The following is a 26,939-nucleotide window of genomic DNA, read 5'->3' as shown; positions in this document are numbered from 1 at the left end:
GGCGGGATGTATATGTAGTAGTTGTTTTAAATATAAAGTTGCAGGGGTTGTGAGTTAAAGTAAAAAAGGTATATATTTTAAAGGTTGAGGGAGGATTGTAAAGTTATGGCAAATCATGAAGAAAAAGTGAAAGAGATTATAGTTGAACAGTTAGGCGTAAAACCTGAAGAAGTAAATCCGCAGGCGCATTTTGTTAATGACCTTGGTGCGGATTCTTTGGATACCGTCGAGCTTGTGATGGCGTTGGAAGAAGAGTTCGGGATCGAAATCCCGGATGAAGAAGCTGAAAAAATTGCGACTGTCGGTCAGGCGATTGAGTATATTAAAACTCATGCTACTGATAAGTAAGCTGTTTTTTTATACATTTCTCGTTTAAAGTACTAATTAATAGTAGAATATCATTATTATGAAAAAACGTGTAGTAATTACCGGGATGGGTGTTGTCACGTGTCTCGGTATGAAACTTGATGAATACTGGAATAATCTTAAATCCGGAAAATCAGGGATTGGTTATACTGATTTGATTGACGTTTCGGATATTGAGGTAAAAATCAGCGGGCAAGTTAAAGGGTTCAACATCGAGAATTACATCGAAAAAAAACGTGCACGCAGGATGGACCGGTTTGTACATTTTGCAATTGCAGCTTCAAAACATGCGGTTGATGATTCGGGTATTGATTTTTCAAAAGAAGATCCTGACCGTTGTTCTGTAATGATTGGTTCCGGTACAGGCGGGTTACAGACAATGGAAGATGAGGTTATTGCGTTGACTACCCGCGGGCCAAGACGCGTGAGCCCGTTCTTAATACCCAAATTTATTGTTAATATGGCCTCTGGTGAAGTAGCAATAACTTTTGGTTGTCAAGGGCCGAATTATGCGGCGGTATCTGCGTGTGCGAGCGGTGCGCATGCTATGGGTGATGCGTTGAGGTATATGAGGTATGGCGATATGGATGTTGTTATCACCGGTGGTGCTGAAGCGCCGATTACCCGGCTTGGTGTTTCTGGGTTTGCGAATTTAGGAGCGTTGTCTACGATGAATGACCAGCCAACAAAAGCATCAAGGCCGTTTGATAAAAATCGTAGCGGGTTCGTAATGTCAGAAGGCGCAGGGATATTGGTATTTGAAACTCTTGAACATGCGAAAACGCGTGGGGCAAAGATTTATGCGGAAGTTGCGGGTTATGGCGCAACTGATGATGCGCATCATATTACCGCTCCGGATCCCAGTGGTAAGGCAGCTGTGCGGGCTATGCAGCGCGCACTTGAGGATGCTGAACTTAAACCCGAAGATATTGATTATATTAATCCTCATGGAACATCTACATTGTTAAATGATAGAACAGAAACTACGGCAATAAAGAAGGTGTTCGGGGAATATGCTTACAAGATACCTGTGTCATCCACAAAGTCTATGGCCGGGCATTTGTTAGGCGCAGCAGGTGGGATTGAGTTGATCGCCAGTGTTTTATGTATGAACAACAGTTTTGTTCATCCAACGATTAACCTTGAAACACCGGACCTTCCGGATTTAGACCTTGACTACGTTCCGAACACCGGACGGCAGCATAATATTGATGCAGCGCTGTCCAACTCGTTGGGGTTTGGCGGGCATAACGCTGTGCTTATTATAAAAAAGTTTAATGAATGAAGATCTGAATAACCTGGAAAAAAGGTTAAAGGTTAGGTTTAAAAATAAGGCTTTGTTGGCGAAAGCGTTGACGCATAAGTCGTACTCCGAAGAAAAAAAAGTTGGATATTCGAATGAACGGCTGGAGTTTCTTGGAGACAGCGTGCTTTCTTTAGTGGTTGCAACCTATCTTTACCAAAATCATCCGGAATCCGAGGAAGGGAAATTGTCGCAGTTGAAGTCAATACTGGTATCCCGGCAGTCATTTTATGAATGGGCGAAAGAGTATGAATTGGGTAAGTATTTGTTCCTAAGCGCAAGCGAAGAACTTACCGGCGGGAGGGAACGCGAGTCGTTGATGTCAAACGCAATGGAAGCCGTTGTCGGTGCGATGTATATAGATAAAGGTTTTGGGTATACCAGTAAGTTTATCACGGATTATCTATCAACAAGGAAGAGGATTATTACCCGGGATTATAAGTCTAAACTACAGGAGGAGACACAGAAGAGGTACAAGACAATACCTGTATATAAGCTGGTAAAAGAAGCTGGGCCGGATCATGATAAGATTTTTACTGTGGTAGTGGAGATTGAAGAAAAAGTTTTTGGTATCGGTGCGGGAAAAAATAAGAAGGATGCAGAACAAAACGCTGCAAGAGAAGCCTTGGGTAAGTTTTAAAGAAAAATATTAGTGTTAACTATGGGAGGATTGTAATGGACTATTTCTTGACAGAAGAACAACAGATGATCGTGGATATCGCGAGGCGGATCGCGCAGGAAAAGATTAAACCTATACGCGAACATTATGATGAGACTGAAGAATTTCCATGGGAAATATTGAAAGAGATAGCACAGGCTGACCTCTGCGGGTTGTATATTGAACCCGAATATGAAGGTATGGGTGCGGGGATTTTGTCGTTAATCCTTGCTGTAGAAGAAATTGCTAAGGTTGACGGTGGAATCGCTTTGTGCGTAGCAGGAACGGCGTTAGGGACATTACCGCTGGTACTCTATGGCAGCCCGGAACAAAAGAAGAAGTATCTGCCGAATATCGCTAAAGGTAAATCACTCGCTGCGTTTGGGTTAACCGAACCTATGGCAGGGTCAGATGCTGGCGCTATGAAGACTACTGCGGTATTGAAAAATAATGCGTATGTGCTGAACGGTACTAAGTGTTTTATCACAAACGCGGGTGAAGCGGAAGTATACACAGTTTTTGCGGTAACTAATCCTACGAAAGGGATCCGCGGGCTGACATGTTTTGTCCTTGAGAAAGGTATGCCGGGGTTTACATTCGGGAAAAAGGAAAAGAAAATGGGTATCCGCGCATCACCGACTCGCGAGTTGATTTTCCAGGATTGTGTTGTACCAAAGGAAAATGTGGTTGGGCGTGAAGGGCAGGGATTTATTGTAGCGATGAAAACATTGTTTTCTTCACGGCCTGGCGTAGCAGCGCAGGCGTTGGGGATCGCCGGCGGTGCATTGGATGAAGCTATTGCCTATGCGCGTAAACGCGAACAGTTCGGGCAGCCGATCATTAATTTCCAGGCAATTCAGCATATGCTGGCTGATATGGCAACTGAAGTTGAAGCAGCGCGGTGTTTGCTATATTTTACGTGTAAAGGTATTGATAAGGATATGAGCAAAGTTGAAAAGTTCGCAAAAGAGTCTGCAATGTCGAAACTGTTCTGTTCGGATACCGCAATGAAAGTGACAACTAATGCTGTTCAGATTTTTGGTGGGTATGGGTACAGCCGTGAGTATCCCGTAGAAAAAATGATGCGGGACGCTAAGATTACGCAGATATACGAAGGAACAAATCAGGTTCAGCGTAACGAGATTGCGTTAGCGTTGATAAAGGAAGCTGCAGCGAAGGGATTGTAAATGGAAATTGTTGTCCTGATAAAACAAGTGCCGGAAACAACGGATGTAAAAATTAATCCTGAAACCAACACGCTGGTACGTGAAGGTGTAAAGTCAATTATTAACCCGTTTGATGAGTATGCTATTGAAGAAGGGTTGAGGTTACGTGAACGCGCCGGCGGGACAGTCACGACAATTACTATGGGGCCGCCCCAGGCGGAACAAGCGTTACGGGAAAGTATAGCACTTGGGGTGAATAATGCTGTATTGTTGACTGACCGCGCGTTTGCCGGGGCTGATACCTTGGCGACATCGTATACTCTCGCAATGGCTATAAAAAAATTACCGAAAGTAGATTTGATTATCTGCGGAAAACAGGCAGTGGATGGTGATACCGCACAGGTAGGGCCGGGTGTTGCCGAGAAACTTGATATCCCGCATGTGTCTTACGTGCGTAAGATTGATAAAGCTGATGCCACGGGACTGACTGTTGAACGTATGATGGAAGACGGGTCGGATATTATTGACTTACCGCTGCCGTGCCTGATAACAGTAGTGAAAGAAATTAATACTCCGCGGTTACCGTCGTTAAAAGGTAAGATCGCAGCGAAAAAAGCGGTTGTTACAAAATGGACTGCAGCGGATATTTTGGCGGATATAAAAAAACTTGGGATGGCAGGGTCGCCAACACAGGTAAAGAAAGTGTTTAGCCCGCCCCCGAGAAAAGGCGGCGAAAATATTTGTGGTGAGCCTGAAGAACAGGCAAAACTGTTGGTACAGAAACTTAAAGAACTTCAGGTGATATAAACGGTTTAACATAAATTATGCAAAAAAAAAGAGGTGTGCTAGAGAAGAACAATAAGCAAGCAAGCAGCAATAAGGCATTGCTTAAAAAGATACTGGTTGTTGATGACGATAAAACGTTGTTGGAATTAATTGAGTTGCGTTTTAAATCGGAAGGTTATGATGTTCTTTCTGCAAGCGATGGATTTGATGCAATTAAGAAAGCGCCGGAGTTTAAGCCTGATCTTGTAATAGTAGATATTATGATGCCGAAGATCGATGGGTATCATCTGGTGAAAGCATTGACATTGATTGATGGGTTTAAGAAGCCGAAGATCATTATGCTCACCGCGTTGGCGAGGGATGATGATAAAGGTTTGGCGGAAAATATCGGGGCTGATATGTACGTTAATAAACCGTTTGATTTCACTGAACTATTAAGAATTGTTGAGAAGCTTCTTAGTAAAAAAAGTTGATTTAATTGAAGGAGTAGGAAATTGGCTAAAATTTATGTTCTTGCGGATAAGTGCAGCGGATGTACTAAGTGTTCAAAGGAATGCCCGCAAGCGGCAATAACGATGGTAGACCGCGGGGATCCTAATAAAAAAACTAAACTCGCTACCATTGATTTAGCGAAATGTAATTACTGCAGTGCGTGTATAGAATCGTGTAAACGGTTTAATGCGATTGTTATAGAACGCGATGTGGTTGCTAAGATGGATGGTTTTGATTCTTACCGCGGAGTATGGGTTTACGGTGAGCAGCGGCGTTGCGAAATTGCGCCGGTTGTCTATGAACTGCTGGGAGAAGGCAGGAAGTTGGCTGATAAGCTTCATACTCATCTCGCAGTTGTCATTCTCGGAGATAAAGTTAAACCTCTAGCAGAAGAGCTTACACGGTTTGGTGCGGATAAAGTGTATGTTATTGATGACCCGTTGCTTGCGGAGTTTCAGGATGAACCTTACGCTGAAGTTATGGCGCAGCTCGTACGCGAAGAAAAACCTGAAATCGTATTAATGGGCGCAACGAATATCGGGCGTTCATTTGCGAGCCGTGTTGCTGCAAAAATAGAGACCGGGCTTACTGCGGACTGTACAGGTCTTGATGTAGATGAAACACGTAATTTATTACAGACACGCCCGGCGTACGGCGGTAATATTATGGCAACTATTCTTACTCCAAAACACCGGCCGCAGATGGCTACTGTACGTCATAAAGTCTTCAAACGTGCAGAATATGAAAATAATCGTAAAGGCGAAATAATAGACAAAAAGTATGATATACAAAATATTAAAATCCGCACGCAGTTTGTAAAGTTTGTTAAAGATACCAGCCAAACTATGAACCTGTCTGAAGCGGATATCATTGTTTCTGGCGGGCGCGGGTTAGGTAATCCAGAAGGGTTTAAGATCATAGAAGAACTTGCGAAAGCAATCGGCGGGGCAGTAGGGTCTTCCCGCGCATGTGTGGATGCCGGGTGGATACCATATTCTCATCAGGTGGGACAAACTGGGCGCACTGTAGGGCCTAAAATATATATTGCCTGCGGTATTTCCGGGGCAATACAGCATCTCGTAGGGATGGGGTCATCAAAGATTATCGTTGCAATCAATAAAGACCCTGAAGCGCCGATGATGAAGGTTGCGACTTTTGCTATACAAGGTGACCTATACGAAATTATACCTCAGCTGATTAAACAGTTAAAAGCGTAAACCTTAATACCAGTGAAATTACTTTATAACTTCTACAATAAATCAAGTAAAGTTTTTTCCATTTATTACCACCTGTTATTGTCTAACCACAGTATTTTTTTGGGTAAATAATTAACTGTCGGAATATTTTTCTTTTGACTTGACAATAGAAGGTGTTTTTTAGTAAAAAATACCAATATATGTTAATATATGGAATTTAAATTGTATAAATTTTTAGGAGATACCATAGAATGTATTTAAAGTCATTAGAGTTGTGCGGTTTTAAGTCGTTTCCCGATAAAACAGTGTTGGAATTTACACCCGGGATTTCAGCGATTGCCGGGCCAAACGGGTGCGGGAAGTCTAATATCGTTGATGCGTTCCGGTGGGTTCTGGGAGAACAAAGCGCTAATGCTTTACGCGGAAAGGATATGGAAGCTCTTATATTTCACGGCTCGGATACACGGCATCCGGTATCTTTCGCAGAGGTAAGCCTTACTTTTGATAATAACGAACATAAAGTACCTATTAATTTTACGGAAATAAAAATCACGCGTAGGTTGTACCGTTCAGGGGAGAGTGAGTATACGCTTAACAAAACGCAGTGCAGGTTAAAAGATATACGTGACCTACTGCTTGATACCGGTGTTGGCACGGATTCGTATTCATTGATGGAACAAGGAAAAGTGGATTATATCCTTAAATCCAAACCTGAAGAACGTAGGTTGTTGATTGAGGAAGCCGGTGGTATTGCTAAATACCGTGTTAAACGCGAGGAAACGTTGAGAAAACTTGAACACGTGGATGCTGATTTGTTGAGGCTGGATGATATTCTTTCTATGCTGAAAACACAGATACAGTCGCTCGATAACCAGGCACGGAAAGCTAAACTGTACAATACAGCAAAAGAATCGCTTAAGTACTGGGAAGTAGCGCTTTTCTCGAATAAATATAATGAGCATAACGGTAAAAAACAGTTGTTGGAAGATCAGCAGATAAAATTCGGGCAGGAACTTCAGCAGTATGTTACTGAAATCAATACGTTTGAAGCTGAACAGCAAAAAATGTCGGTTGATAAACAAGCGGCAGATGATTCACTGAGTAAATGCTTGATGGGTTTAACATCGCTATCCATGGAACAAACAAAACTTACCGCATCAAAAAATAATGCTGCAGATAAGATATTATCGGGTGAGGTTAAGATTAACGAGTTAAACAGAATCGTTAAGGAAGCTTCGGATGAACTCGGGTACATAATAAAACAGATAGAAGATCATTCTAAACAGAAGGTTGTATTGGAAGAAGATCATACTCGTTTGACTGCAGAACATCAAAAGCAGACTGAAGTACTTGGTTGGACCACCCGGCAGGTTAACACAACATCAGGGGAACTTAGAAAACAGGAGGAGTTACAATTAGCGTCGGTTCAGCAGATTACTGGCCTGCGAAATGATATTTATCATTACCAGTCTGATCTCCAGGCTATTAATATCGAGAAAAATAATATTGAAAAAGATTTTCAGCAGGCGGCAGCCAGAAAAAATGATTATACTGCAAAACTTACGGAGTTAAACAGTAGGATCGGTTTGATAGATTCTGAACTCGAAAAACTTGGTTCACGGTTAAACCAGTGGGATGTTATTCTTACATCTTCACAACAGATGCTAGAATTAATTAAGGCTGATATCGAACAGTACCGTCATCAGATAACGTCATTAACAGCACAGGCGGATGTTTTTACGCAATGGCAGGAAGAACAGTTGACCCAGCGTGCCGGAGCGAAAGTGTTGGTTGATAATCCTCAGCCCGGGATTGACGGGCCATTGATGAATCTTATGAAAGCACCGAAGGAAACTGAAAAGTTATTGGAGACAGTCCTTGGTGAAAAAATGTATTACTTCATCGCAGAGAACCAGGAGGCCGCAAAAGCTGCGGCGGAGTATCTTTCAAACAGCGCTACTGAAGGATGGGCGGCGTTTATATTACTGGATAGGCTTGAGAAGATAAATATTTTTTCTAATATCTTCGATAATTCGCTTGCCAAAAATATTAAGTGCGATAACAAGTATTTGCCGGTATTAAAATATTTGCTGGGTACGCATTTTAAGGTTGAGCAGGCTGCAGGGACTTTAGTAGAGAACGGGCCGATACTATACGGCGGTACCCTGCCAAAGGATACGGGTGCGTTAAGTATCGCAAGACAGATTGAGGAAGCTAAGCTTTTAAATGAACAGCATACAGCAGCAATTACGGTACTTGAAATACGGCAGGGGATTGTGGAAACTGATATTTCTGTGTTTAACGATTTACTGCACCAGACACGTGTGGAGATAAATAAGATTAACAGTGACCGCATGGTGTTAGTCAGCGAGAAAGCTACGATTTCAGGTGAACTTGAATACCTGGGGAAAGAACTTGATGTTTTCTCAAAAGAAATTTTGCAGAGCGAAGAAAAACAGAGGAACGCAGTTAAACTTTTGGGTACCAATACAGAAAAAATTGATACGTTAAAGGTTGAAGAACAGGCGTTAACAAAGATAGTTTCGGAATTAAAGATAAAACTTGACTCCTTAAAAACTGATGAATTGACATTGTTGAGGGAGACCGGTGAGATAAACGCATCGCTTGTAGCAAATAATGAGCGCCGGCAGAGGTGGAGTAATGAACAGCAGTTTCATCAGCAGGAACATCAGAGGGTTAGGCAAAGTATTGAACGGGCAAACACCGAGATTAACGGCCAGCAGTTGATCATCGAAGAATCAAAAAAAGTTGTTGCGGAGAATGAAGTTGCGATTGTTGAAGTTGATAAACAAATGGCGGTAATCCAGGAATCTATTGCGAGTGCACGTGAAACTGTTAATCAGATGTATAACAAAATGCAGGAGAATGAAAGTAAACTTCGCGGGTTACGCCATGAACGTGAACGCTTGCAGAAAGAGTTGCATAGTGTTGATGTCAACGCAAGTTATACCAAAGGAGAGGTTACGCATATAGTTAATGAGCTTTCAGAAAAATATAATCTCACGCCAGAAACTTGTACCGCATATTTCCAGCCGATAATGCCGAAGGACGGGCAGCCGTTGTATCTTGACGAGATTACAGGGACTGTTGAAAAACTGAGGAAACGCGTGGATTCATTCGGTAACGTAAACCTTGCTGCTCCGGAGGAATACGAGAATCTTAATTCAAGGTATACCTTTCTCGAGGCTCAGAGGCAGGATCTTGTAAAAGCTAAGTCTGACCTCCAGGAAATTATTTTTAAGATTAATACTACGACAAAGGAAAAGTTTAAGGAAACGTTTGATTCGGTACGCGGGCATTTTGTTAATATTTACCGCACTTTGTTTGAAGGCGGAGAGGCGGATCTTGTACTGACAAACGAAGAAAATTTGTTGGAGACCGGTATTGAAATCAAAGCGTGCCCTCCCGGGAAGAAGGTTAAGGAAGTTGTGTCGTTATCCGGCGGGGAAAGTTCTCTAACCGCAATAGCGTTGATGTTCGGGTTGTTTATGGTAAAACCTGCACCGTTCTGTATTATGGATGAAGCTGATTCTGCACTGGATGAATCAAATACACTGAGGTTCATGAACCTGTTACGCGAATACGCAAAGACGTCACAGTTTATTATTATCACCCATAACAAAAAAACTATGGAAGCTGCGGATATATATTACGGGGTTACCAGTGAAGAAGTTGGGGTGACAAAGATTATCAGCGTAAAATTTGTGTCAACTAATAAACAAAAAATGCAGCAGATGGTTACAGAACCTGTTACTGAAGAACCTGTCATAGAGGAACAACAGCAGGTGGTTACGCAAGAACCCGTTCAGGCAGAGCAGCAGGAACAAAAAGATCCGGCTGTTGCATCCAAAGAGTAATGCGTTGATTCTGTGGCAATGACGTTCCCGCGGGTTAGTATCCTCAACACGCCGGTTGATATTGCCGGTGTCAACGATATACTCGGCTATTTCCGGAAGGTAATCGAAGTTAAGGAAAAGGTTTTTGTGGTTACCGCCAACGCGTTGATGATAAACTCTGCATTGAAGGATAAACAACTCGCACAGGCTATTCACGGGGCAAATCTCAGTGTGCCGGATTCAGTAGGTATTATGATTGCCGGTAAACTTTACGGGTATCCCATTAAACAGCGTATTACCGGGATAGACTTGTTAGACAAAATATTTGATATTTCCGAAAAAATGGGTTATTCTGTATACTTAATAGGCGCTACCGCTGAGGTGATAACCGCAGCAGCGGGGAATATTAAAGCAAAGTATCCTGCGTTAAAGATAGCGGGGTTCCGTGACGGGTATTTCAAACCGGAAGATGAAAACAAGGTTGTTGAAGAAATTAATTCTTGTGCACCGCAGTTTTTATTGGCAGGTTTTGGTGTGCCAAAACAGGAGTTGTGGTTGTACCGGTTACGTGAAATATTGAATGTTAATATTATGATAGGTATAGGCGGAAGTTTTGATGTTTTCTCTGGGAAAATACCTAGGGCGCCTATATGGATGCAAAGATGCGGGCTTGAATGGCTTTACCGCCTGTACCGCGAACCCTGGAGAATTTCCAGGATGAAAGATTTGCCTGTTTTCATCTGGAAAGTGGTTGTTGACGTTATTACCGGGAAATATGGCAGGAACGGATAAAATTATGAGGATAGGGTTGTTCTCTGATATACACAGTAATCTTGACGCTCTGGAAACCGTTGTGCGGTTTCTCCGGAACGCAGGGATAAAGGATTTCATTTTTTGCGGAGATATTGTAGGATACGGCCCGCAGCCTAATGAGTGTATTGACATGATCCGCAACCTTCCTAACGTAAAAATTGTTGCGGGTAATCATGACCGTGCGGCGGTGGGGATGAAGGATCCTAACTGGTTCAACCCGGCGGCAAAACATGCAATCACGTGGACCAGTGAAATTTTGACACCGGAAAACAAGGAGTATTTAAAAAGCTTGCCGGAAATGTGGAGTGATGACTTGATAATGATGGTGCATGGAAGCCCGTCATCGCCGATTGATGAGTACTTGCTTGCTTCTGACCGTATGAAGTTTAATATCAGCCATATAAAGAAACAACTTGTATGTTTTGTTGGGCATTCACACGTGCCGTTTCATTATAGGTATGATAGAAATAAGGAGAACGATACTGCGTACCAGGGTGAACTCTCACAAAAAAGCGGGACTACTATGTTTAACCTGGATAAAGTATACAAGCATTTTGTTAATGTCGGTTCTGTTGGCCAGCCAAGGGATGAGGATTGGCGGACGTGTTGTATGGTGTTCAACACTGAAAGCAGCGAAATTTCGTGTTTCCGTGTAGAATACGATGTTAAGAAGGTACAGGATAAAATGCGGGGGTATAAATTACCTGAAGTCCTTATCAACAGGCTTGAATTAGGGCAGTGATGTATTGTATAATAATAAAAGATATCTTCAGGGTTGTGGTGAGAGTCCATAACCGGCGGTGATAGCCCGCGAGTCTCTAAGACAGAACCTGTGAAATTCAGGTGCCGACGGTGTTAACAGTTAAACAGGATAAGGTATTAACTGTGCAGTCCGGATGAAAGAAGATAGGGTGTAAGAACAAGTTCGGTTTATTAATGTAAACCCTGGTGGTATCATAAAGTATGAAACACTAGGGGTTTTTTATTTGGTATGAACACAAACGAAAAGTTTATGTCCTTATGTATAGATTTAGCGGAAAAAAGCGGGGGTAATGTCGCGCCTAATCCCAAGGTTGCTGCTTTGGTAGTAAAAAACGGTAAAATTGTGGGAAAAGGGTATCACCGGTATTGCGGAGGGCCGCATGCTGAGGTTTATGCATTAAAACAAGCAGGTACTGATGCCAGAGGCGCTGATTTGTATGTCAACCTTGAACCTTGCTGTCATACGGATAAACGTACGCCTCCGTGTGTACCACAAATTATAGGTGCCGGGATTAAAAAAGTAGTGGCTGCAATGCCTGATCCTAATGTTAAAGTAAATTGTAAAGGTTTTAGTGTGTTACGTAAAGCCGGGGTTGAGTGCGTTGTTGGCGTGATGCGTGAAAATGCTTGGGAATTAAACAAAATATACATAAAAAATATAACTAAAAAATTGCCGTTTGTTTACCTAAAAACAGCAATGAGTTTGGATGGTAAGATTGCAACCTTCACAAACAACTCTAAGTGGATAACATCGGATCAATCCCGGGACATCGTTCATAAGCTGCGTTCCCGGGTTGATGCTGTGCTTGTGGGGATTAATACAGTACTTGTGGACAACCCGTGGATAACTGCTCATAGTATAGGCGAAAACCCTGTCCGCGTAATTGTGGATCCGCATCTAAAGTGTGTTAAACACTATAACACACTGAATATTTTTAACCATGAAGCAAAAACGGTTATTATCACTAAAAGCACAGGTAATCCTAACTTGAATAATGCTATAAGGCTATCTCGACGTGAAGGTGTTGCCATAATACCTGTAAAGCCTTGTAAATCAAATAAAAACAGGATAAACTTCAAGGATATTGTTAAGAAACTGTTTGAAATTAATGTAAATACATTATTAATTGAGGGTGGAGGCGAGACAAACGCTGCTGCTTTAGAAGATAATGTGGTTGACGAAATGTGGACATTCATAGCGCCAAAGATTGTTGGCGGGCGTAATGCTAAAACGCCGGTGGAAGGCGTTGGGGTGTCTAAAATACAATACGCGCCTATTGTTAAGTTTACCTCTATTGAACGTATTGGGCAGGATATTCTTATTAAATCAAGGTTTTGAAAGGTAATTACTATTTATGTTTACAGGTATTGTAAAACCAGGTATCGTAGTAGGTATTAGTCTTAATAAACTGACAGTTACCTGTGGGTATCAGGATGTTAAGCCCGGGGAAAGTGTTACAGTTAATGGTGTGTGCCTCACGGTTACGGGGCAGGAAGTTAAAGGCGTAAACGATACACATTTGGAATTTGATATTTCTACAGAAACGCTTTCCAGCAGTAACCTCGGTGGATTGGCGCCTGGTGATACGGTGAATACCGAACGCGCGTTATTGCCTACGGACCGTATGGGCGGGCATATAGTTACCGGGCATATCGAAACTACCGCACAGATTGTTAAAGTATCCTCCCTGCCATCCGGGGTTAAGTACGAATTTATATGTCCGGACACTTTTGGGAAGTATCTTGTCCCTAAAGGCAGTATCGCGGTGGATGGGATAAGCCTTACTGTTGTTGATGTGTCTCCAGGTAAGTTCTCTGTTGTGATTATCCCTCATACACTAGAAAATACGGCGTTAAAACGTAAAAAAGCGGGAGATACGGTTAATCTTGAGCCGGACATCCTGATAAAATACCTTGCGAACATTGTAAAACATGATAATACAGACTTTTTTATGAAAAAAGAGCTTACATGGGATAAACTTAAAGACGAAGGGTTTCTATGAAAAAAAATGGTACTAATGTATTTGCAACAACCGAAGAAGCGGTTGAAATTTATAGGTCAGGCAAACCGTTGATTGTTACCGATGATCCCGGCCGCGAGAATGAAGGCGATATTATTGTTGCTGCGGAGAAGGTTACCCCTGGATCCATCAACTTTATGGCAAAAAATGCACGCGGCCTTATCTGTATCGCAATCACCGGGAATAGGCTTGATGAACTACGGATCGGTCAAATGGTTGAACATAACACCGAACACCGTGATGCTGCGTTTACCGTATCAATCGATGCAAAACACGGGGTTACCACCGGGATTTCGGCGTATGACCGCGCAAAAACTGTGCACTCATTAATATCCTCAAAGTCAAAACCGTTAGATTTTGTGAAACCCGGGCATATATTTCCGTTACGTTACCGGGAAGGCGGGGTACTTGTCCGCGCGGGGCATACTGAAGCTGCGGTTGACCTCTCAAAACTTGCGGGGTTATACCCTTCAGGCGTTATCTGCGAGATTATGAATGATGACGGTACAATGGCACGGATGCCGCAGCTTGTAAGGTTCGCTAAAAAGTTTGGGCTAAAAATTACGACAATCTCAGAGCTTATCACTTACCGCAGGAATAACGAAAAACTTATCCGGCGTGTAGCGGAGAGTAAGTTACCTACGAAGTACGGTGAGTTTAATATATGCGTATATGAAGATGTATTAAAGAAAGAGCATCATGTTGTATTACAAAAAGGGAATGTTCGCGGGAAACATAATGTCCTTGTCCGTGTGCATTCAGCGTGCCTCACGGGTGAAACGTTTCATTCAACACGGTGTGATTGCGGGGAACAACTGGATAAAGCTATGGGTATGGTGAACTCCGCGGGATGCGGGGTGATACTTTATATGCACCAGGAAGGGAGAGGGATTGGGTTGATGAATAAGATACATGCCTACCGCCTCCAGGATAAAGGGTATGATACCGTCGAGGCTAACCTAAAACTAGGCTTCCCGGCTGACTTGCGGGAGTACGGGATTGGGGCACAGATTCTTTGTGATCTTGGGTTGAGTTCAATTAATCTTATAACTAATAACCCGCGTAAAATCGCGGGGCTATCGGGTTATGGGTTAAAAATTAATGCACGGGTGCCGTTAGAGATCGTGCCGAAGACCGAACTAGCAAAAAAGTATCTTAACACAAAAAAACAAAAACTCGGGCATATGTTAAAGTTGGAACGTTAATAAGGTTTACATTCAGTATTATATAGTATAATTTATTGTTTAGTTAACATTTGAATTTAGGATTAGGAGGAAGGATTTGGTATGTCAAAACTAGCATTGTTAGGCGGGGAAAAAGCGGTTAAGACGTCTCCATTACCGCCGGAGATGACGAAGTGGCCTATAATCAATAAAGAAATGGAAGATAATGTACTTGACGTCCTGCGCCGCGGTGCAATGTCAGGTTCGGATGTAACAAAAAAGTTTGAGGATGAGTACGCGAAGTGGCATGGGATGAAGTACGCGGTTGGCGCGAATAACGGTACCGCAGCGCTGCAGTGCGCATACTACGGTGCGGGGATCGGGGTGGGTGACGAGGTTATCTGCCCGTCAATCACATACTGGGCGTCATGTTTATCGTTGTACTCACTCGGTGCGACAGTTGTTTTTGCGGATATTGACGCTACTACATTATGCCTGGACCCAAAAGATTTTGAACGTAAGATCACAAAAAAAACTAAGGCTGTGATCGTAGTGCATTATATCGGATACCCGGCTGAGATGGACGCTATACTCGCAATTGCGAAGAAGCATAAGGTTAAAGTTATTGAGGATGCTTCACACGCTCATGGGTCGTTGTACAAAGGAAAAATTGTTGGTTCATTTGGTGATGCATCCGGGTTTTCCTTAATGTCGGGTAAAGCGTTTGCTATCGGTGAAGCCGGGATTATGTTGACAGATGACCGTGAGATTTATGAACGCGCAATTACGTTCGGGTTCTATGAACGGCATAAGGAGTTAACGATTGATTATTTAAAAGCTGGGAAAGGTATTCCCTGGGGCGGGTATAAGTACCGTATGCACCAAATGTCAGCAGCCGTGGGATTAGCGCAATTAAAGAAGTACGGTGCGGAGACCGCGGAGATTGATAAAGCAATGAATTTTTTCTGGGATCGTCTCTACGGCGTTCCGGGTATACACGCGCATCGCCCGGTAAAAGGTTCCGGGTCAACTATGGGCGGGTGGTATAATGCCCGTGGGTTGTACCGCAAGGAAGAAATTGATGGGTTGTCAATTTCACGTTTTTGTGAAGCACTCCGTGCGGAAGGGTTTCCTTCTCACCCGGGATGTAATAAAGCGTTACACGTGCATCCGTTGTTTAATACTATCGATGTTTACGGGCATGGTAAGCCTACACGCATAGTTAATAACGATAAGTCTGTTATCCAGCCAATAGGGTCTTTACCTGTAGCGGAAGGGTTACAGTCAAAGGTGTTCTCGATACCGTGGTTCAAAAAGTTTAATGAAAAAATCTTGGTTGAATACGCTGATGCCGTAAAAAAAGTTGTTGATAATCATAAAGAGTTACTGAAAGATGATAAGGGTGATCAGGATGAAGCTGGTGGCTGGGGGTTGACGTTCAAATTTTAGGAAAGGGGATATAACAAATGGTAAAAACTTTTTCCGGTGATTTAGTAGCAAAAAATAAAAAGTTCGCGGTTGTTGTTGCGAGGTTCAATGAGTTTATTACATCAAAATTGTTGTCAGGTGCAGTGGATTCACTTACCCGCCACGGGGTTAATGATAAAGATATCGATGTGTTTTGGACTCCGGGATCGTTTGAGATACCGTTAATTGCGAAGAAGGCTGCGGAAACTAAGAAGTACGACGCTATCGTATGCCTTGGCGCAATCATTAAAGGCGATACGCCTCATAATGAGTACATCGCTGCGGAAGTATCAAAAGGTATTGCGCAGATAGCGCTTGAGAAAGGTATACCCGTAACCTTTGGGGTATTGACAACGGATAATCTTGAACAGGCAATTGAACGTGCGGGAACTAAGGCAGGGAATAAGGGTTCTCAGGCTGCGGATAGCGCGATTGAACTGGTAAATTTATTGGAACAAATGGGGAAGTAAGTATTTTACATGGGTAGCCGTAGGGACGCGCGGGAGTGCGCGTTACAGATTGTTTATCTAATAGACGTGTGTGATATCGAACTTGAAGAAGCGATCAAGTGCGTGTTTTCATTTCATCAAAATCCGGAGAATACAACGCATGTTATGGATCAGAAAACAGTTGATTTTACTGTGTCAATCGTTAAAGGTACGGTTGAGAATATGGAACTCATTGATAAATGGATACGCAAATACGCGGTAAACTGGGAGATTGAACGTATGGCTACCGTGGACCGGTGTATCCTGCGGATGGCAATCTGTGAATTTATGACTTTGCTTGATGTGCCTATAAATGTTGTGATTGATGAAGCGGTTGAACTTGCGAAAAAGTTTTCTACTAATGATTCCAGTAAGTTTGTCAACGGTATTCTCGATAAAGTGAAGGCTGTACGCGGGAGTAAACCCGAAGATAAGGTTGTTATTGATAACGGTACAATAAATGGGCAGCAGTGATATACAAAAACATATTGAATTGTTACGCAAAAAAATACGTGCGGCGGATCATAAGTATTACATCCTTGACCAACCCGATATTTCGGACAAAGAATATGATGCACTGCTTGAAGAACTACGTTCCCAGGAAACTAAATACCCGCAGTTTTTAACCCTTGATTCTCCAACCCAGCGCGTTTCCGGAGGGGTATCACAGGAGTTCAAGCCTGTTACCCACGCGAAGGGTATGCTTTCACTCGATAATACTTATAATATTGACGAAATCCGTGCGTGGTTTACCCGCGTAAAAAATGGCTTACCTGCTAACACCAACCCTGTCTTTGTGATTGAACATAAGATCGACGGGCTTAGTTGCGCGTTGACTTACGAGTCAGGGAAGTTATTTTCAGCTGCAACCCGCGGGGATGGCGTTACCGGTGAGGATGTTACGCTTAATTTAAAAACTGTACGCAGCGTACCTCTTGTTCTTTCCGGTAGTCAAACACCGGTTCCCGAAGGTAAACTGGAACTCCGCGGGGAGGTTTATATAAACAAAAAAGAGTTTCTGGGGATAAACGAACAATTAAAAAACCAGGGTGATACTCAATTGTTTGCAAATCCAAGAAACGCTGCGGCTGGGTCGTTACGCCAAAAAAACCCGGAGGTAACTGCGCAGCGGAAGCTTAGGATACAAGTACATTCTTTCGGTAATATAGAAGACAGTAAGTGTAACCCCGCAAGCCATACAGAATTCTTGCGTATGTGCACATCCTGGGGGTTGAAGGTTGTGGATGATTATAAAATATGTAAAACTGTTGAGGATATAGAAAAACAGTGTTTGTATTGGCAGGAACACCGGGATGAACTCCCATACGAAATTGATGGTATGGTTATCAAGATTGATGACTTCACGCAACGCGGGATCCTTGGGGAAACAATGAAGTCACCGCGCTGGGCGGTAGCGTATAAATTCCCTGCAAAACAGGGGACCACAGTACTTAATGACGTTAAATTCCAGGTTGGCCGTACTGGCATCATCACGCCGGTAGCAAAACTTTCCCCTATCAAAGTCGGGGGAGTGACAATCTCGAATGCAACCCTGCATAACTTCGATGAAATTAAGAGGTTAGGTATAAAAATCGGGGATAAAGTTTTGATTGAACGCGCAGGGGATGTTATCCCTAAAGTTATTAAAACATTAGGTAACGGGTCAAAAAATACGCAGAAGATCGTTATACCTTCAAAATGCCCTGAATGTAATGGAGTTATAGTTAAAGAAAAAGAGGAGGAGGTTGCCTACCGGTGTATCAATCCGTCATGTCCCGCGCAGATTGAAGCACGGGTTATTCATTTTGCTAAACGTGAAGCCATGGATATCGAAGGGTTCGGTGATGCTGTGGCAGTACAGCTTGTCCGTAAGGGTACGGTAAAAACGTTGGCAGATATTTATTACCTGAAAAAACAGGATTTTCTTATGCTTGACCTTTTCGCTGAGAAAAAAGCTGAGAATATTGTTAATGCCATAACACAGAGTAAAACTCAGCCGTTATCACGTTTACTTTTTGGGCTTGGGGTTCGTCATGTCGGGGAAAAGGTTGCGCAGGTGCTTGCTGAGAGGTATGGGAATATGGAACGCTTAACCGCAGCGTTACCTGAAGAGTTGAGCGCAATACCGGATATCGGGCCGGTGATTGCCGGGACGTTATGTGCGTTCTTCAGTGCACCCGAAAATATTGTGCTAATCAATAAACTACGTACTGCGGGGTTAAGGATGGATGAACCAAAAAAAGTTGTCTCCGCTACAGAAACGCTGTTTACCGGTAAAACTGTAGTATTTACCGGTGAGCTCACAAAGTTCAGCCGTACTGACGCAGAGGATATTATTAAGCAGTTAGGGGGGAAAGCGGTATCGTCGGTATCAAAGAAAACTGATTACGTTGTTGTCGGGGATAATCCCGGGGGTAAGTATGAGAAAGCGAAGTTGTTAGGAGTAAAGATATTAACGGAAGAAGAGTTTGTTAAGTTAAAGAATAAAGAAGGGTAAGTAGTAGCTATGGTGAATGTGTATTTCATAAAAATTAGTGAACTTGAAAAAATCGGTGAATTAATAAATACTGCAGGGATCGCGGATACTATACATGAAGGCGACCTCACTGCCCTAAAAGTACATTTTGGTGAGAAAAATAATAAAGGATACTTAAAACCTGAATTTATAAAACCTGTGGTTGATACGGTTAAACATTTGAAAGCGCAGCCGTTTCTTACCGATGCATGTACGATATACGTTGGCCAGCGCGCTGTTGCGCCGTCTCATCTTACAGTCGCGCATGAGCATGGGTTTAGTTATGATACCTACGGGTGTCCCGTAATTATTGCTGATGGTTTACGCGGGAATTCGTATGTAGAAGTACCGGTTAACCTCAAACATTTTAGGAATGTAAAAGTTGCGCATGATATTCATTATTCCGATTCTATGGTTGTGTTAAGCCATTTAAAGGGGCATGAGATCTCGGGGTTTGGCGGGGCAATAAAAAACTTGGCAATGGGCTGCGCAGCACGCGCGGGGAAGTATGAGATGCACAACGATCTTAAACCTGAAGTTGATACAGCGCTGTGTACCAGTTGCAAAAGCTGTGTTAAATGGTGTCCCGCTTCAGCGATTGAGATGAAACCAAACTCAAACGGGAAGGTTAAGGCGTTTATCGATCCAAGAAAATGTATTGGCTGCGGAGAGTGTATCCTTGCTTGCGGGAAGTATAAAGCTATCAGTATAAAATGGTCGGAATCTGTTACCAACTGCCAGGAAAAAATGGTGGAGTATGCCTGTGGTGCTGTAAAAAATAAGCGTATGTTTTATATTAACTACATAAACTTTGTTACAAAGTTCTGTGATTGTTACCCTACAAAAGAAGGGCCGGTTGCGCCGGATGTCGGTATCCTCGCAGGGACGGATCCCGTGGCAGTTGACCTCGCAGCGATTGAGGTTCTAAACAAAACCGTGGGGTATGATTTTTTTAACAAAATATGGCCTGAGATTAACTGGAAACATAATATTGAGTATGCAACTAAATGCGGGCTCGGTAGCGATAAGTATGAACTTAAAATATTATAAATATCTTATCTTGCAATAACAACCGTACCCGAAGCTAACTGGCCTTTAACTACGTATTGGTAGATATATACGCCATTCTCAACGTATTCGCCATTACTGTTTTTGCCGTCCCACATATCTGTATCTGTAAGTATGCGGATTAGCATATTGGAAATGTTATAAACCCGTATTTCTTTACTTTCAGTACTATCAGCTGAGATGCTTGTGAAATAGTTTTGTAATCCGTTGAACATAGCATAATCATTTTTACCGTCGCTATTTGGTGTAATAACTTTTTCTTTAGGGGCATAGTCTCTTGCGGATAGTTCAATATTTTTTACAGGGAATACGCCGAATAAAGTCAGGTGATTCACGGTTGCAGAGATAACGTTAGTGTCAGTATCTACTTTCCCGCCGAGGTATCGCCATTCGTTACCGTCATGCCAGAAGATACCAAGGTTGTGTTCATCCGTGTTTGTAGAATCAACTAACCCGTCATTGTCAAGGTCAAAGTACAGGAAGTTGAGTGTTATAGGCTTGTCAAAAGTAGTGGTACCGTTGGTAGTAGTAATTTCGTAGGCAGCAACCGGTAAGACATTATTTCCGTCTACTAAATAATTGTTTTCAATCCACGGGACAGTACGGATATCGCGTTGCGTTAATACAAACTTTGTGGTATCATAAACTACACCCAAAGGAATTATTATCTTTGCGTCTCCGTCTTGAGGGTTACCGTCAATAAGTTTAATAATTCCGCCGTATGTATTAATTACTTTTTCGCTGCTGGAACCTAATTTTATAGACTGTAGGTCGCTGTAACTATCCCAGCCGTTATCGTCAATCGCGCCGATACAGTACTCTACTTCTTTAACAGCACTCGTGAGTTTATCAGCGGGAATATCGCCGGTATAGGTATTGCCTTCAGAATTGTTTGTGTACACGTTCTGCCATTCGTTCCACGAAGTGCCATCGTTCAGGCGGTAACGTATATATACTTCTGTAACTTCCGTGGCGCTGCTGGGGGTTACTTCGCATGAAATGTTTATGTTGTCGTTATGTATACCAACAATACTCAATGTCGGAGTATACGCGATCACTGGGCCGGTGATAGTGTTACTACTGTTGTTTACCGTAACACGTATGGTTTTTGGCAGGGCAACGGAAGTGTTATTATACGCTTCTACCTGGAACGTATACGGCCTGCTGGTAACTGTCAAACCGTTATTATCTTTTCCGTCCCACTGCGCGCTGTGTTGCCCGGTTGACTGCGATACAGAGTTTAGGATAGTACGGACTAATTCGTTGTTGTTCAATATTTTAAGCGTTATATTTGCGGTATCGGATAACGTGTAGTTAACTGTAATTGCATCGTTAACGCCATCGCCGTTCGGGGAAAAAATGCCGCTGCTGGGTAATACCGATATGTTACTTATCGTTAGCCCTGTTGCGTTGATATTGTATCTGAACGTATACATTGTGTCAGCTGCGGACCAGTTACCTTTATTATCCCGCGTGCGTATACGCAAGTAGTAAACACTGCCGTTTGCGACCGGGGTTGTTACTTTATAAGTATTATCAGTTTGTACATTCGAAGTTCCCGGGTCGCCGTTAGGTTCGGTACCCCAGTATACGCTATAACCGTATACACCACTGGCTAGGTCGCTTGCTCCAGCCCATTCAAAATACGCAATCGTGCTGATACTTTGCGCAATATTGTTAGGTAAACTTACAGCTTTTGTTTCGTCACTCCATGCGGAACAGGTGGTTGGGTTTACCGGGGGGAGTGAGTCTGGTTGGTCTATGTAGAACACGCGTGATGTGCTCCAGCCACTATCATTTTCTGCACCGTCAACAGCGCTTATCCGCCAGTAATATGTACCATTATGAAGTGTTGAAGAATGTATGTACTGTGAATTCGTTAATGACAGTAGTTCAATTTCAGGGTCACTAAAATCGTTGGTTTTGTCTACTTGTAAGGAGTACATTACACCGCTTGGGTCAGTAACGGTATCCCAGTCGAATGCGATGTTTGTCACTGAAGTAAGTGTAACACTGTTCGTCGGGGTTGCTAAGGCAGGTACTAGCGGAGGAGTGGTATCCCCAGCGATAGCAAAGTTTAACCCCAAACTTATCCAGTTGGTAGTTGCTGCTACAACAGTAAATTGTTTGCTGTTATTCAAAAATCCAGTGGATGATACTGTGAGAGTATAACTACCCGCAGCGGTATCGGTGATTGTGTATAACCCGTTTGCGTCAGTATACGCAGTATTTACTGCTGCACCGGTGAGGTTGCATTTTGCACCGGCAATCCTATTACCCGCAACATTGCCTAATGCGTTACTGGCATTATAAACATAACCTTTAACTACAGTCTGTACCACGGGGACTGGTTGTACTGTGATAGCTAGTGATACTATATTATCCGCAGGGCCGCCTTGGTCGCTAAACCATACCACGGTAGTGCCGTCCTGGACTAGATTAAAGTATTCGGTGTATTTAGTTGATACAGTAACTATTGGTGCTTTTAGTATAAATGTAAACCGTCCCGTACCATTTGCCGCGGTTGTTGCGTTAACCGCTGTAGGACGGGAGGAAGAAAGCCAGTCCGTTGAATTGTAGAACGAACTTGCGCGGTTACGCGCTTGCGTAGTACCTAACCGCGTACTTGATGTCCATGAGGCTGTTCCTGAGTTTGTATACTCAATATATGCTTGTGCAGTAGTGCCACTGATCATTGTTGCGGGAAAACTTTTGGTTACATACGTTGCTTTATAAGCCGGGGTGGTTGTACTTTCTGTACAGGGAATTTTTGTTAGACCAAAATATGATTGTATCCCGTTAGTGACACTGGATGCAATTTTTTCCTGCCCTGTACTGGAACGCAGGATCGCAGCTTCTGTGGTATGGTCGTGAAACAATGCTTCCTCTAAACATCCCGGGGCGGTGAGGCCGCTGAGTACATACAAATTCTTGCCAAACCAGTCAATGCACCCGCTTCTATTGGATAGTTTCATGCATGCAACAAGTTCAGGCTGTACTTTTTTGCAGATAGCTATATCCGACGCTTTGGAGGTTGCGTTATAGAATGTTGCGATCCCGGCTGCTGCGCTTGTACACCCGCCTTTGTACGCGTTGGTGTGCATACTAATAAACGCGTTCGCACCCCAGGTGTTGGATTGCGTAGGTACGCCGTCAAATGCCTGAAGGACTTTTGTGGTATGGCCTTTTGCTTGTAACTTTGTCGCAGCTTTATTTGCGCATAATAAGGCGTACTGCGCTTCGTTCCCGCCGCCACAGACAGAGTTATTGGTTTGGTTGCTGGGATTAAGGAATATTTTTTTTGCGGTGCATAGTTGCGGGGATATAAACAGTGTTGCTAATGATAATGTTAATAACCAGGGTTTAAAAATATTGTTTTTCATAGATATTATTTCTCCCTCAATACGCTTAGCATAATTTTGCCGGTACTGTGGTCGGTATATATAACCGACTTGCTATCCGGTGCAATCGCGGGGTAAAGACGTATCTGCCCGTCAGCCGGGAGTATTACTTTTTCACGGTTTGTATTATCCGCACTAATAATATAAAACGCTGAATCAGTATAATCATACCCGTCGTTTGTTGCAATACAAAACATTATGCGGTTACTGTCCGGCATCCATGTGCCGTCAAATCCTTGCCCGCAATCTAGTGTTTTTAGTGTATCAAGCGAGGTTATATACAGGTGTACTGCAGCACCTACGTTGTTGTGATACAAAAACTTTGTTCCATCCGGAGAAAGTTTTACGCCGTATGCAAGGTCGTTCTCGCCGTTATGCACAACAGTTTTGCGGTTGGTACCGTCAGTATCAGTTACGCTTATCCCGTTATCATCTTCTATGATAAGTTTAGTACCATCGTGTGTCTGGGTTATTGCGTTGGCGTTAAGATCCTCGTTTGTTATTATAGAAGGTGCGTATTTCATACCGGCCTGAGCTATGAGTTTTGTTGACTGCTGTAGTTTTCCATTGGAAGAGTAAACTATGCCTTTACTTTCGGAATACCCGGGTAATGCTACCCAGTCAACGCCAGAAATTACACTTATTTTTTTGCCGGTACTTACTTCTGCTACCTTCACCGCACGGGAGTCTATGCGCCCCATAGTGTCAAGTGTATTCGCGCGGTAAATTATTGATTTGCTGTCCGGTAACCATGCCGCACGGAAACCCGCAGCGGGTTCATCAGTAAGTTTTTGTATTACCGTACCGTCAAGGTTCATTACATACAGGCCGTTATAACTGGACTTGCTGAAAGAAATTTTTGTGCCGTCCGGGGAAAATACCGCACCCATACAGTATTCGTTACCTGAAGTTAACGGAATAGTTTTAGTAAGTTCTAGTGCAAACGACGAGGGTGCGGCGGGTAATAATAATAATGCTGTAATAGCGGATAGAGTCATGACAATTTTATTCAATGTGTACATCCTCCTAAACATATCAAAAAATATAATTAATACATTTTACATAATTAGTATGACGAAGAAAACCAGATTATTGTTCCCTGAAATATTTTTGCTTAAAATTATACATATAAGTATAATATTCAAAAGGTTAACAATAAAAAGTTGTATTTTTTAAAATTGAATTGAATGAAAGGAACAGTATTGTTTATGGACAAAAAGTTCGCGCTTATTAGTGTGTCAGACAAAACCGGGGTTGTAGCGTTTGCTAAAGAATTAACCGCACTGGGGTACAACATAATCTCAACCGGCGGGACGGCGAAAGAGTTAGCGGCTAATTCTGTGGCAGTTACAAAGATTGATGACGTTACGGGCTTCCCTGAAATCCTTGATGGGCGTGTGAAAACGTTGAACCCGCGGATATTCGGGGGGATACTCGCGAAACGTAATGACAAACATTTAGCTGAACTTGCGAAGCATAAGATCGCGCTGATTGATGTTGTGGTATGCAACCTTTACCCGTTTGAGAAAACTGTTTCAAAATTAGGGGTTAGTGAAGCTGATGCTGTTGAGAATATTGATATTGGAGGGGTAACACTTTTACGTGCAGCAGCAAAAAATTTTGAGTCCGTTACTATTGTGTGTGACGCAGGGGATTATATTGAAACATCAGAACTTTTAAAATCAGGGAAGCTTGACCGTGAGTACCGCAAAAAATTAGCGGCAAAAGCATTCCGTCATACTGCGTACTATGATTCGGTTATTAGCAGTTACTTCACCGAAAATAATGTTATTCCGTCTGAGATAGCAATCGGTATCAAACGCCAGGCGAAACTGCGTTACGGTGAGAACCCTCATCAGGAAGGTGCGTTATACAAAATATCAGCCGGGGTGGGGTTAATGAGTAACGGCGTGGCTGATGCTGTGCAACTGCAAGGGAAAGAGTTGTCATTCAATAATTACCTTGATCTGGAAGCTTCATGGAGTATTGTAAATGAATACGAAGAACCTGCCTGTGTGATCGTAAAACATAACAACCCGTGTGGTGTGGCAGTTGCTAAAAGCCTTAAATCCGCGTACTTATCAGCATTACTCTGCGACCCTGTATCCGCGTTTGGAGGAATTCTGGGGTTTAACCGTGAAGTAGATGCTGCAACTGCGGAAGAAATTATTAAGATATTCGTAGAATGCGTTATTGCTCCAAAGATTGATGGCGCTGCAAAAACCGTATTTGCAAAGAAAAAAAATTTACGTGTACTGGAACTCGCGTTACCAAAAAAAGATGTACATAAACTTATAGATTATCGGCTGATCTCCGGAGGGATGCTGGTACAGGGGAAGGATACGTTGATCGGGCTTGATGACCTGAAAGTTGTTACTAAACGCCAGCCGACAAAAGAGGAACTCGATTCACTAAAATTCGCGTGGGTTGTCAGTAAAAACGTTAAATCCAACGCCATAATCCTTTCAATGGGTACCCAAACCATTGGTATTGGTGCGGGACAGATGTCAAGGATTGATTCATTAAATATTGCGGTATCAAAAATGAGTCAAATTGATAAAATGTCAGTACAGTATCCGGTCTCACAGCCGGTAGTGTTGGCATCAGACGCGTTTTTCCCGTTTGATGATGTTGTCCGTGCAGGAGCAAAATCAGGGGTGAAAGCTATTATCCAACCCGGTGGGAGTATCAATGATAAGTTGTCAATCGATGCATGCGATGAACTTGGGATTGCAATGGTATTTACCGGTATACGGCATTTCAGGCATTAATTTAATGGGTTCCCGGGGTTATAAAATACACAAAATATTCGTGTACGTACTTCTACTTCTTGTATTTTTGTGTATTACTGTTAATGCTGAAGATATATGGGAATATCCGTATCCCGGAGTTAAGTATCTTCACCGTACAACCACGGAGCCGTTTGATATCTACGCCGTGGTTATTGACTTAAACAATCCTAACCTCGAGTTTTATGTAACTCCTGAGCCTGAAAAACGTTGTCAAGTATCAACGTTTGCGGACCTGCAAAAATGCGTGGTCGCAGTAAACGGCGATTTTTTTAAACTCCACGAGACCACTGCGAATGCTAAGTATCCGTTTTATTCAGCAGCCGGGCTGTGCGTGTCAAACGGTATACAGTGGACTACCTGTAATTATGAATACGGTAAGCCCAGCCGGAAAACATACACGCTTGTGATTGATTCCATGAACCATACGAGCCTAGTTCCTATACTAAAAAATAAACCTGACAACTGCGGAGAGGGATGGAATATTGTTTCCGGGAAGCCTGTTATAGTTACCAGCGGAACTTTAGCTGCGATACAAACATATAACGGCAGTAACCTCGCTCAACGTCATCCTCGTACTTCCTGCGGGGTGTCACAGGATGGGAAACAGTTGATCCTCGCGGTAGTG

Annotated in this window: 22 protein-coding genes and 1 riboswitch; of the genes, 20 read left to right on the top strand and 2 right to left on the bottom strand. The window is 42.9% G+C overall.

The genetic code is table 11. From position 1 onward, the window contains the following. The first annotated feature begins 105 nt into the window (after window positions 1–105). The 18 genes from acpP (at window position 106) to WC955_07935 (ending at window position 20,103) form a co-directional block, all read left to right on the top strand. Window positions 106–348, top strand: coding sequence for an acyl carrier protein (gene acpP / locus WC955_08020; GenBank protein MFA5858999.1), 243 nt, complete (start codon window positions 106–108; stop codon window positions 346–348). A gap of 58 nt (window positions 349–406) precedes the next feature. After that, window positions 407–1,651 carry a beta-ketoacyl-ACP synthase II gene (gene fabF / locus WC955_08015; GenBank protein MFA5858998.1) on the top strand — a complete coding sequence of 415 codons (1,245 nt, stop codon included), beginning with the start codon at window positions 407–409 and terminating at the stop codon, window positions 1,649–1,651. Then, a complete protein-coding gene (gene rnc / locus WC955_08010) occupies window positions 1,644–2,309 on the top strand; it encodes a ribonuclease III (protein MFA5858997.1) in 666 nt (221 codons plus the stop codon). The genes fabF and rnc overlap by 8 nt, the downstream gene beginning before the upstream one ends. Window positions 2,310–2,344: 35 nt before the next feature. After that, a complete protein-coding gene (locus WC955_08005) occupies window positions 2,345–3,514 on the top strand; it encodes an acyl-CoA dehydrogenase family protein (GenBank protein MFA5858996.1) in 1,170 nt (389 codons plus the stop codon). Next, window positions 3,515–4,300, top strand: coding sequence for an electron transfer flavoprotein subunit beta/FixA family protein (locus tag WC955_08000; GenBank protein ID MFA5858995.1), 786 nt, complete (start codon window positions 3,515–3,517; stop codon window positions 4,298–4,300). It begins immediately after the preceding gene. 17 nt (window positions 4,301–4,317) lie between these two features. Continuing rightward, complete coding sequence (locus WC955_07995) at window positions 4,318–4,752, top strand: response regulator (GenBank protein MFA5858994.1); 435 nt, start codon at window positions 4,318–4,320, stop codon at window positions 4,750–4,752. A 21-nt stretch (window positions 4,753–4,773) separates the two neighbouring features. Then, on the top strand, window positions 4,774–5,988 hold the full coding sequence (locus WC955_07990; protein ID MFA5858993.1) for an electron transfer flavoprotein subunit alpha: 1,215 nt from the start codon (window positions 4,774–4,776) through the stop codon (window positions 5,986–5,988). Between the two features lie 230 nt (window positions 5,989–6,218). Continuing rightward, window positions 6,219–9,845, top strand: a complete 3,627-nt coding sequence (gene smc, locus WC955_07985) for a chromosome segregation protein SMC (protein ID MFA5858992.1) — start codon at window positions 6,219–6,221, stop codon at window positions 9,843–9,845. An 18-nt stretch (window positions 9,846–9,863) separates the two neighbouring features. Beyond that, on the top strand, window positions 9,864–10,616 hold the full coding sequence (locus WC955_07980; protein MFA5858991.1) for a WecB/TagA/CpsF family glycosyltransferase: 753 nt from the start codon (window positions 9,864–9,866) through the stop codon (window positions 10,614–10,616). A 4-nt stretch (window positions 10,617–10,620) separates the two neighbouring features. Further along, window positions 10,621–11,379 (top strand): metallophosphoesterase family protein, encoded by a 759-nt coding sequence (locus WC955_07975; protein MFA5858990.1) that lies wholly within the window; start codon window positions 10,621–10,623, stop codon window positions 11,377–11,379. A gap of 19 nt (window positions 11,380–11,398) precedes the next feature. Next, a riboswitch (FMN riboswitch) is annotated at window positions 11,399–11,549 on the top strand. Window positions 11,550–11,628: 79 nt separating this feature from the next. Then, window positions 11,629–12,738, top strand: a complete 1,110-nt coding sequence (gene ribD / locus WC955_07970; GenBank protein ID MFA5858989.1) for a bifunctional diaminohydroxyphosphoribosylaminopyrimidine deaminase/5-amino-6-(5-phosphoribosylamino)uracil reductase RibD — start codon at window positions 11,629–11,631, stop codon at window positions 12,736–12,738. Window positions 12,739–12,754: 16 nt separating this feature from the next. After that, the gene (locus WC955_07965) at window positions 12,755–13,402 is read left to right on the top strand and encodes a riboflavin synthase (GenBank protein ID MFA5858988.1); all 648 of its coding nucleotides are present in this window, start codon (window positions 12,755–12,757) and stop codon (window positions 13,400–13,402) included. Continuing rightward, window positions 13,399–14,625, top strand: coding sequence for a bifunctional 3,4-dihydroxy-2-butanone-4-phosphate synthase/GTP cyclohydrolase II (locus WC955_07960; GenBank protein ID MFA5858987.1), 1,227 nt, complete (start codon window positions 13,399–13,401; stop codon window positions 14,623–14,625). The genes WC955_07965 and WC955_07960 overlap by 4 nt, the downstream gene beginning before the upstream one ends. Window positions 14,626–14,706: 81 nt before the next feature. Continuing rightward, window positions 14,707–16,032, top strand: a complete 1,326-nt coding sequence (locus tag WC955_07955; GenBank protein MFA5858986.1) for a DegT/DnrJ/EryC1/StrS family aminotransferase — start codon at window positions 14,707–14,709, stop codon at window positions 16,030–16,032. A 17-nt stretch (window positions 16,033–16,049) separates the two neighbouring features. Next, entirely contained in the window at window positions 16,050–16,520 is a 471-nt protein-coding gene (gene ribE, locus WC955_07950; GenBank protein ID MFA5858985.1) for a 6,7-dimethyl-8-ribityllumazine synthase, read from the top strand. A 9-nt stretch (window positions 16,521–16,529) separates the two neighbouring features. Beyond that, window positions 16,530–17,012, top strand: coding sequence for a transcription antitermination factor NusB (gene nusB, locus WC955_07945; GenBank protein ID MFA5858984.1), 483 nt, complete (start codon window positions 16,530–16,532; stop codon window positions 17,010–17,012). Continuing rightward, complete coding sequence (gene ligA, locus WC955_07940; protein MFA5858983.1) at window positions 16,999–19,035, top strand: NAD-dependent DNA ligase LigA; 2,037 nt, start codon at window positions 16,999–17,001, stop codon at window positions 19,033–19,035. The genes nusB and ligA overlap by 14 nt, the downstream gene beginning before the upstream one ends. Before the next feature lie 9 nt (window positions 19,036–19,044). After that, window positions 19,045–20,103 (top strand): DUF362 domain-containing protein, encoded by a 1,059-nt coding sequence (locus tag WC955_07935; GenBank protein ID MFA5858982.1) that lies wholly within the window; start codon window positions 19,045–19,047, stop codon window positions 20,101–20,103. Between the two features lie 5 nt (window positions 20,104–20,108). Here WC955_07935 and WC955_07930 read toward each other — a convergent pair whose 3' ends face one another. Both WC955_07930 and WC955_07925 read right to left on the bottom strand, forming a co-directional pair. Then, the gene (locus tag WC955_07930) at window positions 20,109–23,504 is read right to left on the bottom strand and encodes an N-acetylmuramoyl-L-alanine amidase (protein ID MFA5858981.1); all 3,396 of its coding nucleotides are present in this window, start codon (window positions 23,502–23,504) and stop codon (window positions 20,109–20,111) included. A 5-nt stretch (window positions 23,505–23,509) separates the two neighbouring features. Then, window positions 23,510–24,535 (bottom strand): hypothetical protein, encoded by a 1,026-nt coding sequence (locus WC955_07925; GenBank protein MFA5858980.1) that lies wholly within the window; start codon window positions 24,533–24,535, stop codon window positions 23,510–23,512. Between the two features lie 195 nt (window positions 24,536–24,730). On the opposite strand from WC955_07925, the gene purH reads away from it, so the two are divergent. Next, window positions 24,731–26,293, top strand: a complete 1,563-nt coding sequence (gene purH / locus WC955_07920) for a bifunctional phosphoribosylaminoimidazolecarboxamide formyltransferase/IMP cyclohydrolase (GenBank protein ID MFA5858979.1) — start codon at window positions 24,731–24,733, stop codon at window positions 26,291–26,293. Continuing rightward, a partial coding sequence (locus tag WC955_07915) for a phosphodiester glycosidase family protein (GenBank protein MFA5858978.1) occupies window positions 26,214–26,939 on the top strand: 726 nt, incomplete at its 3' end. The genes purH and WC955_07915, both read left to right, overlap by 80 nt.

It is taken from the genome of Elusimicrobiota bacterium, from assembly GCA_041658405.1.
GTDB lineage: Bacteria > Elusimicrobiota > UBA5214 > JBBAAG01 > JBBAAG01 > JBBAAG01.
The sequence above is the reverse complement of the archived record's forward strand: the minus strand, read 5'-3'. Positions and strand labels throughout refer to the sequence as shown.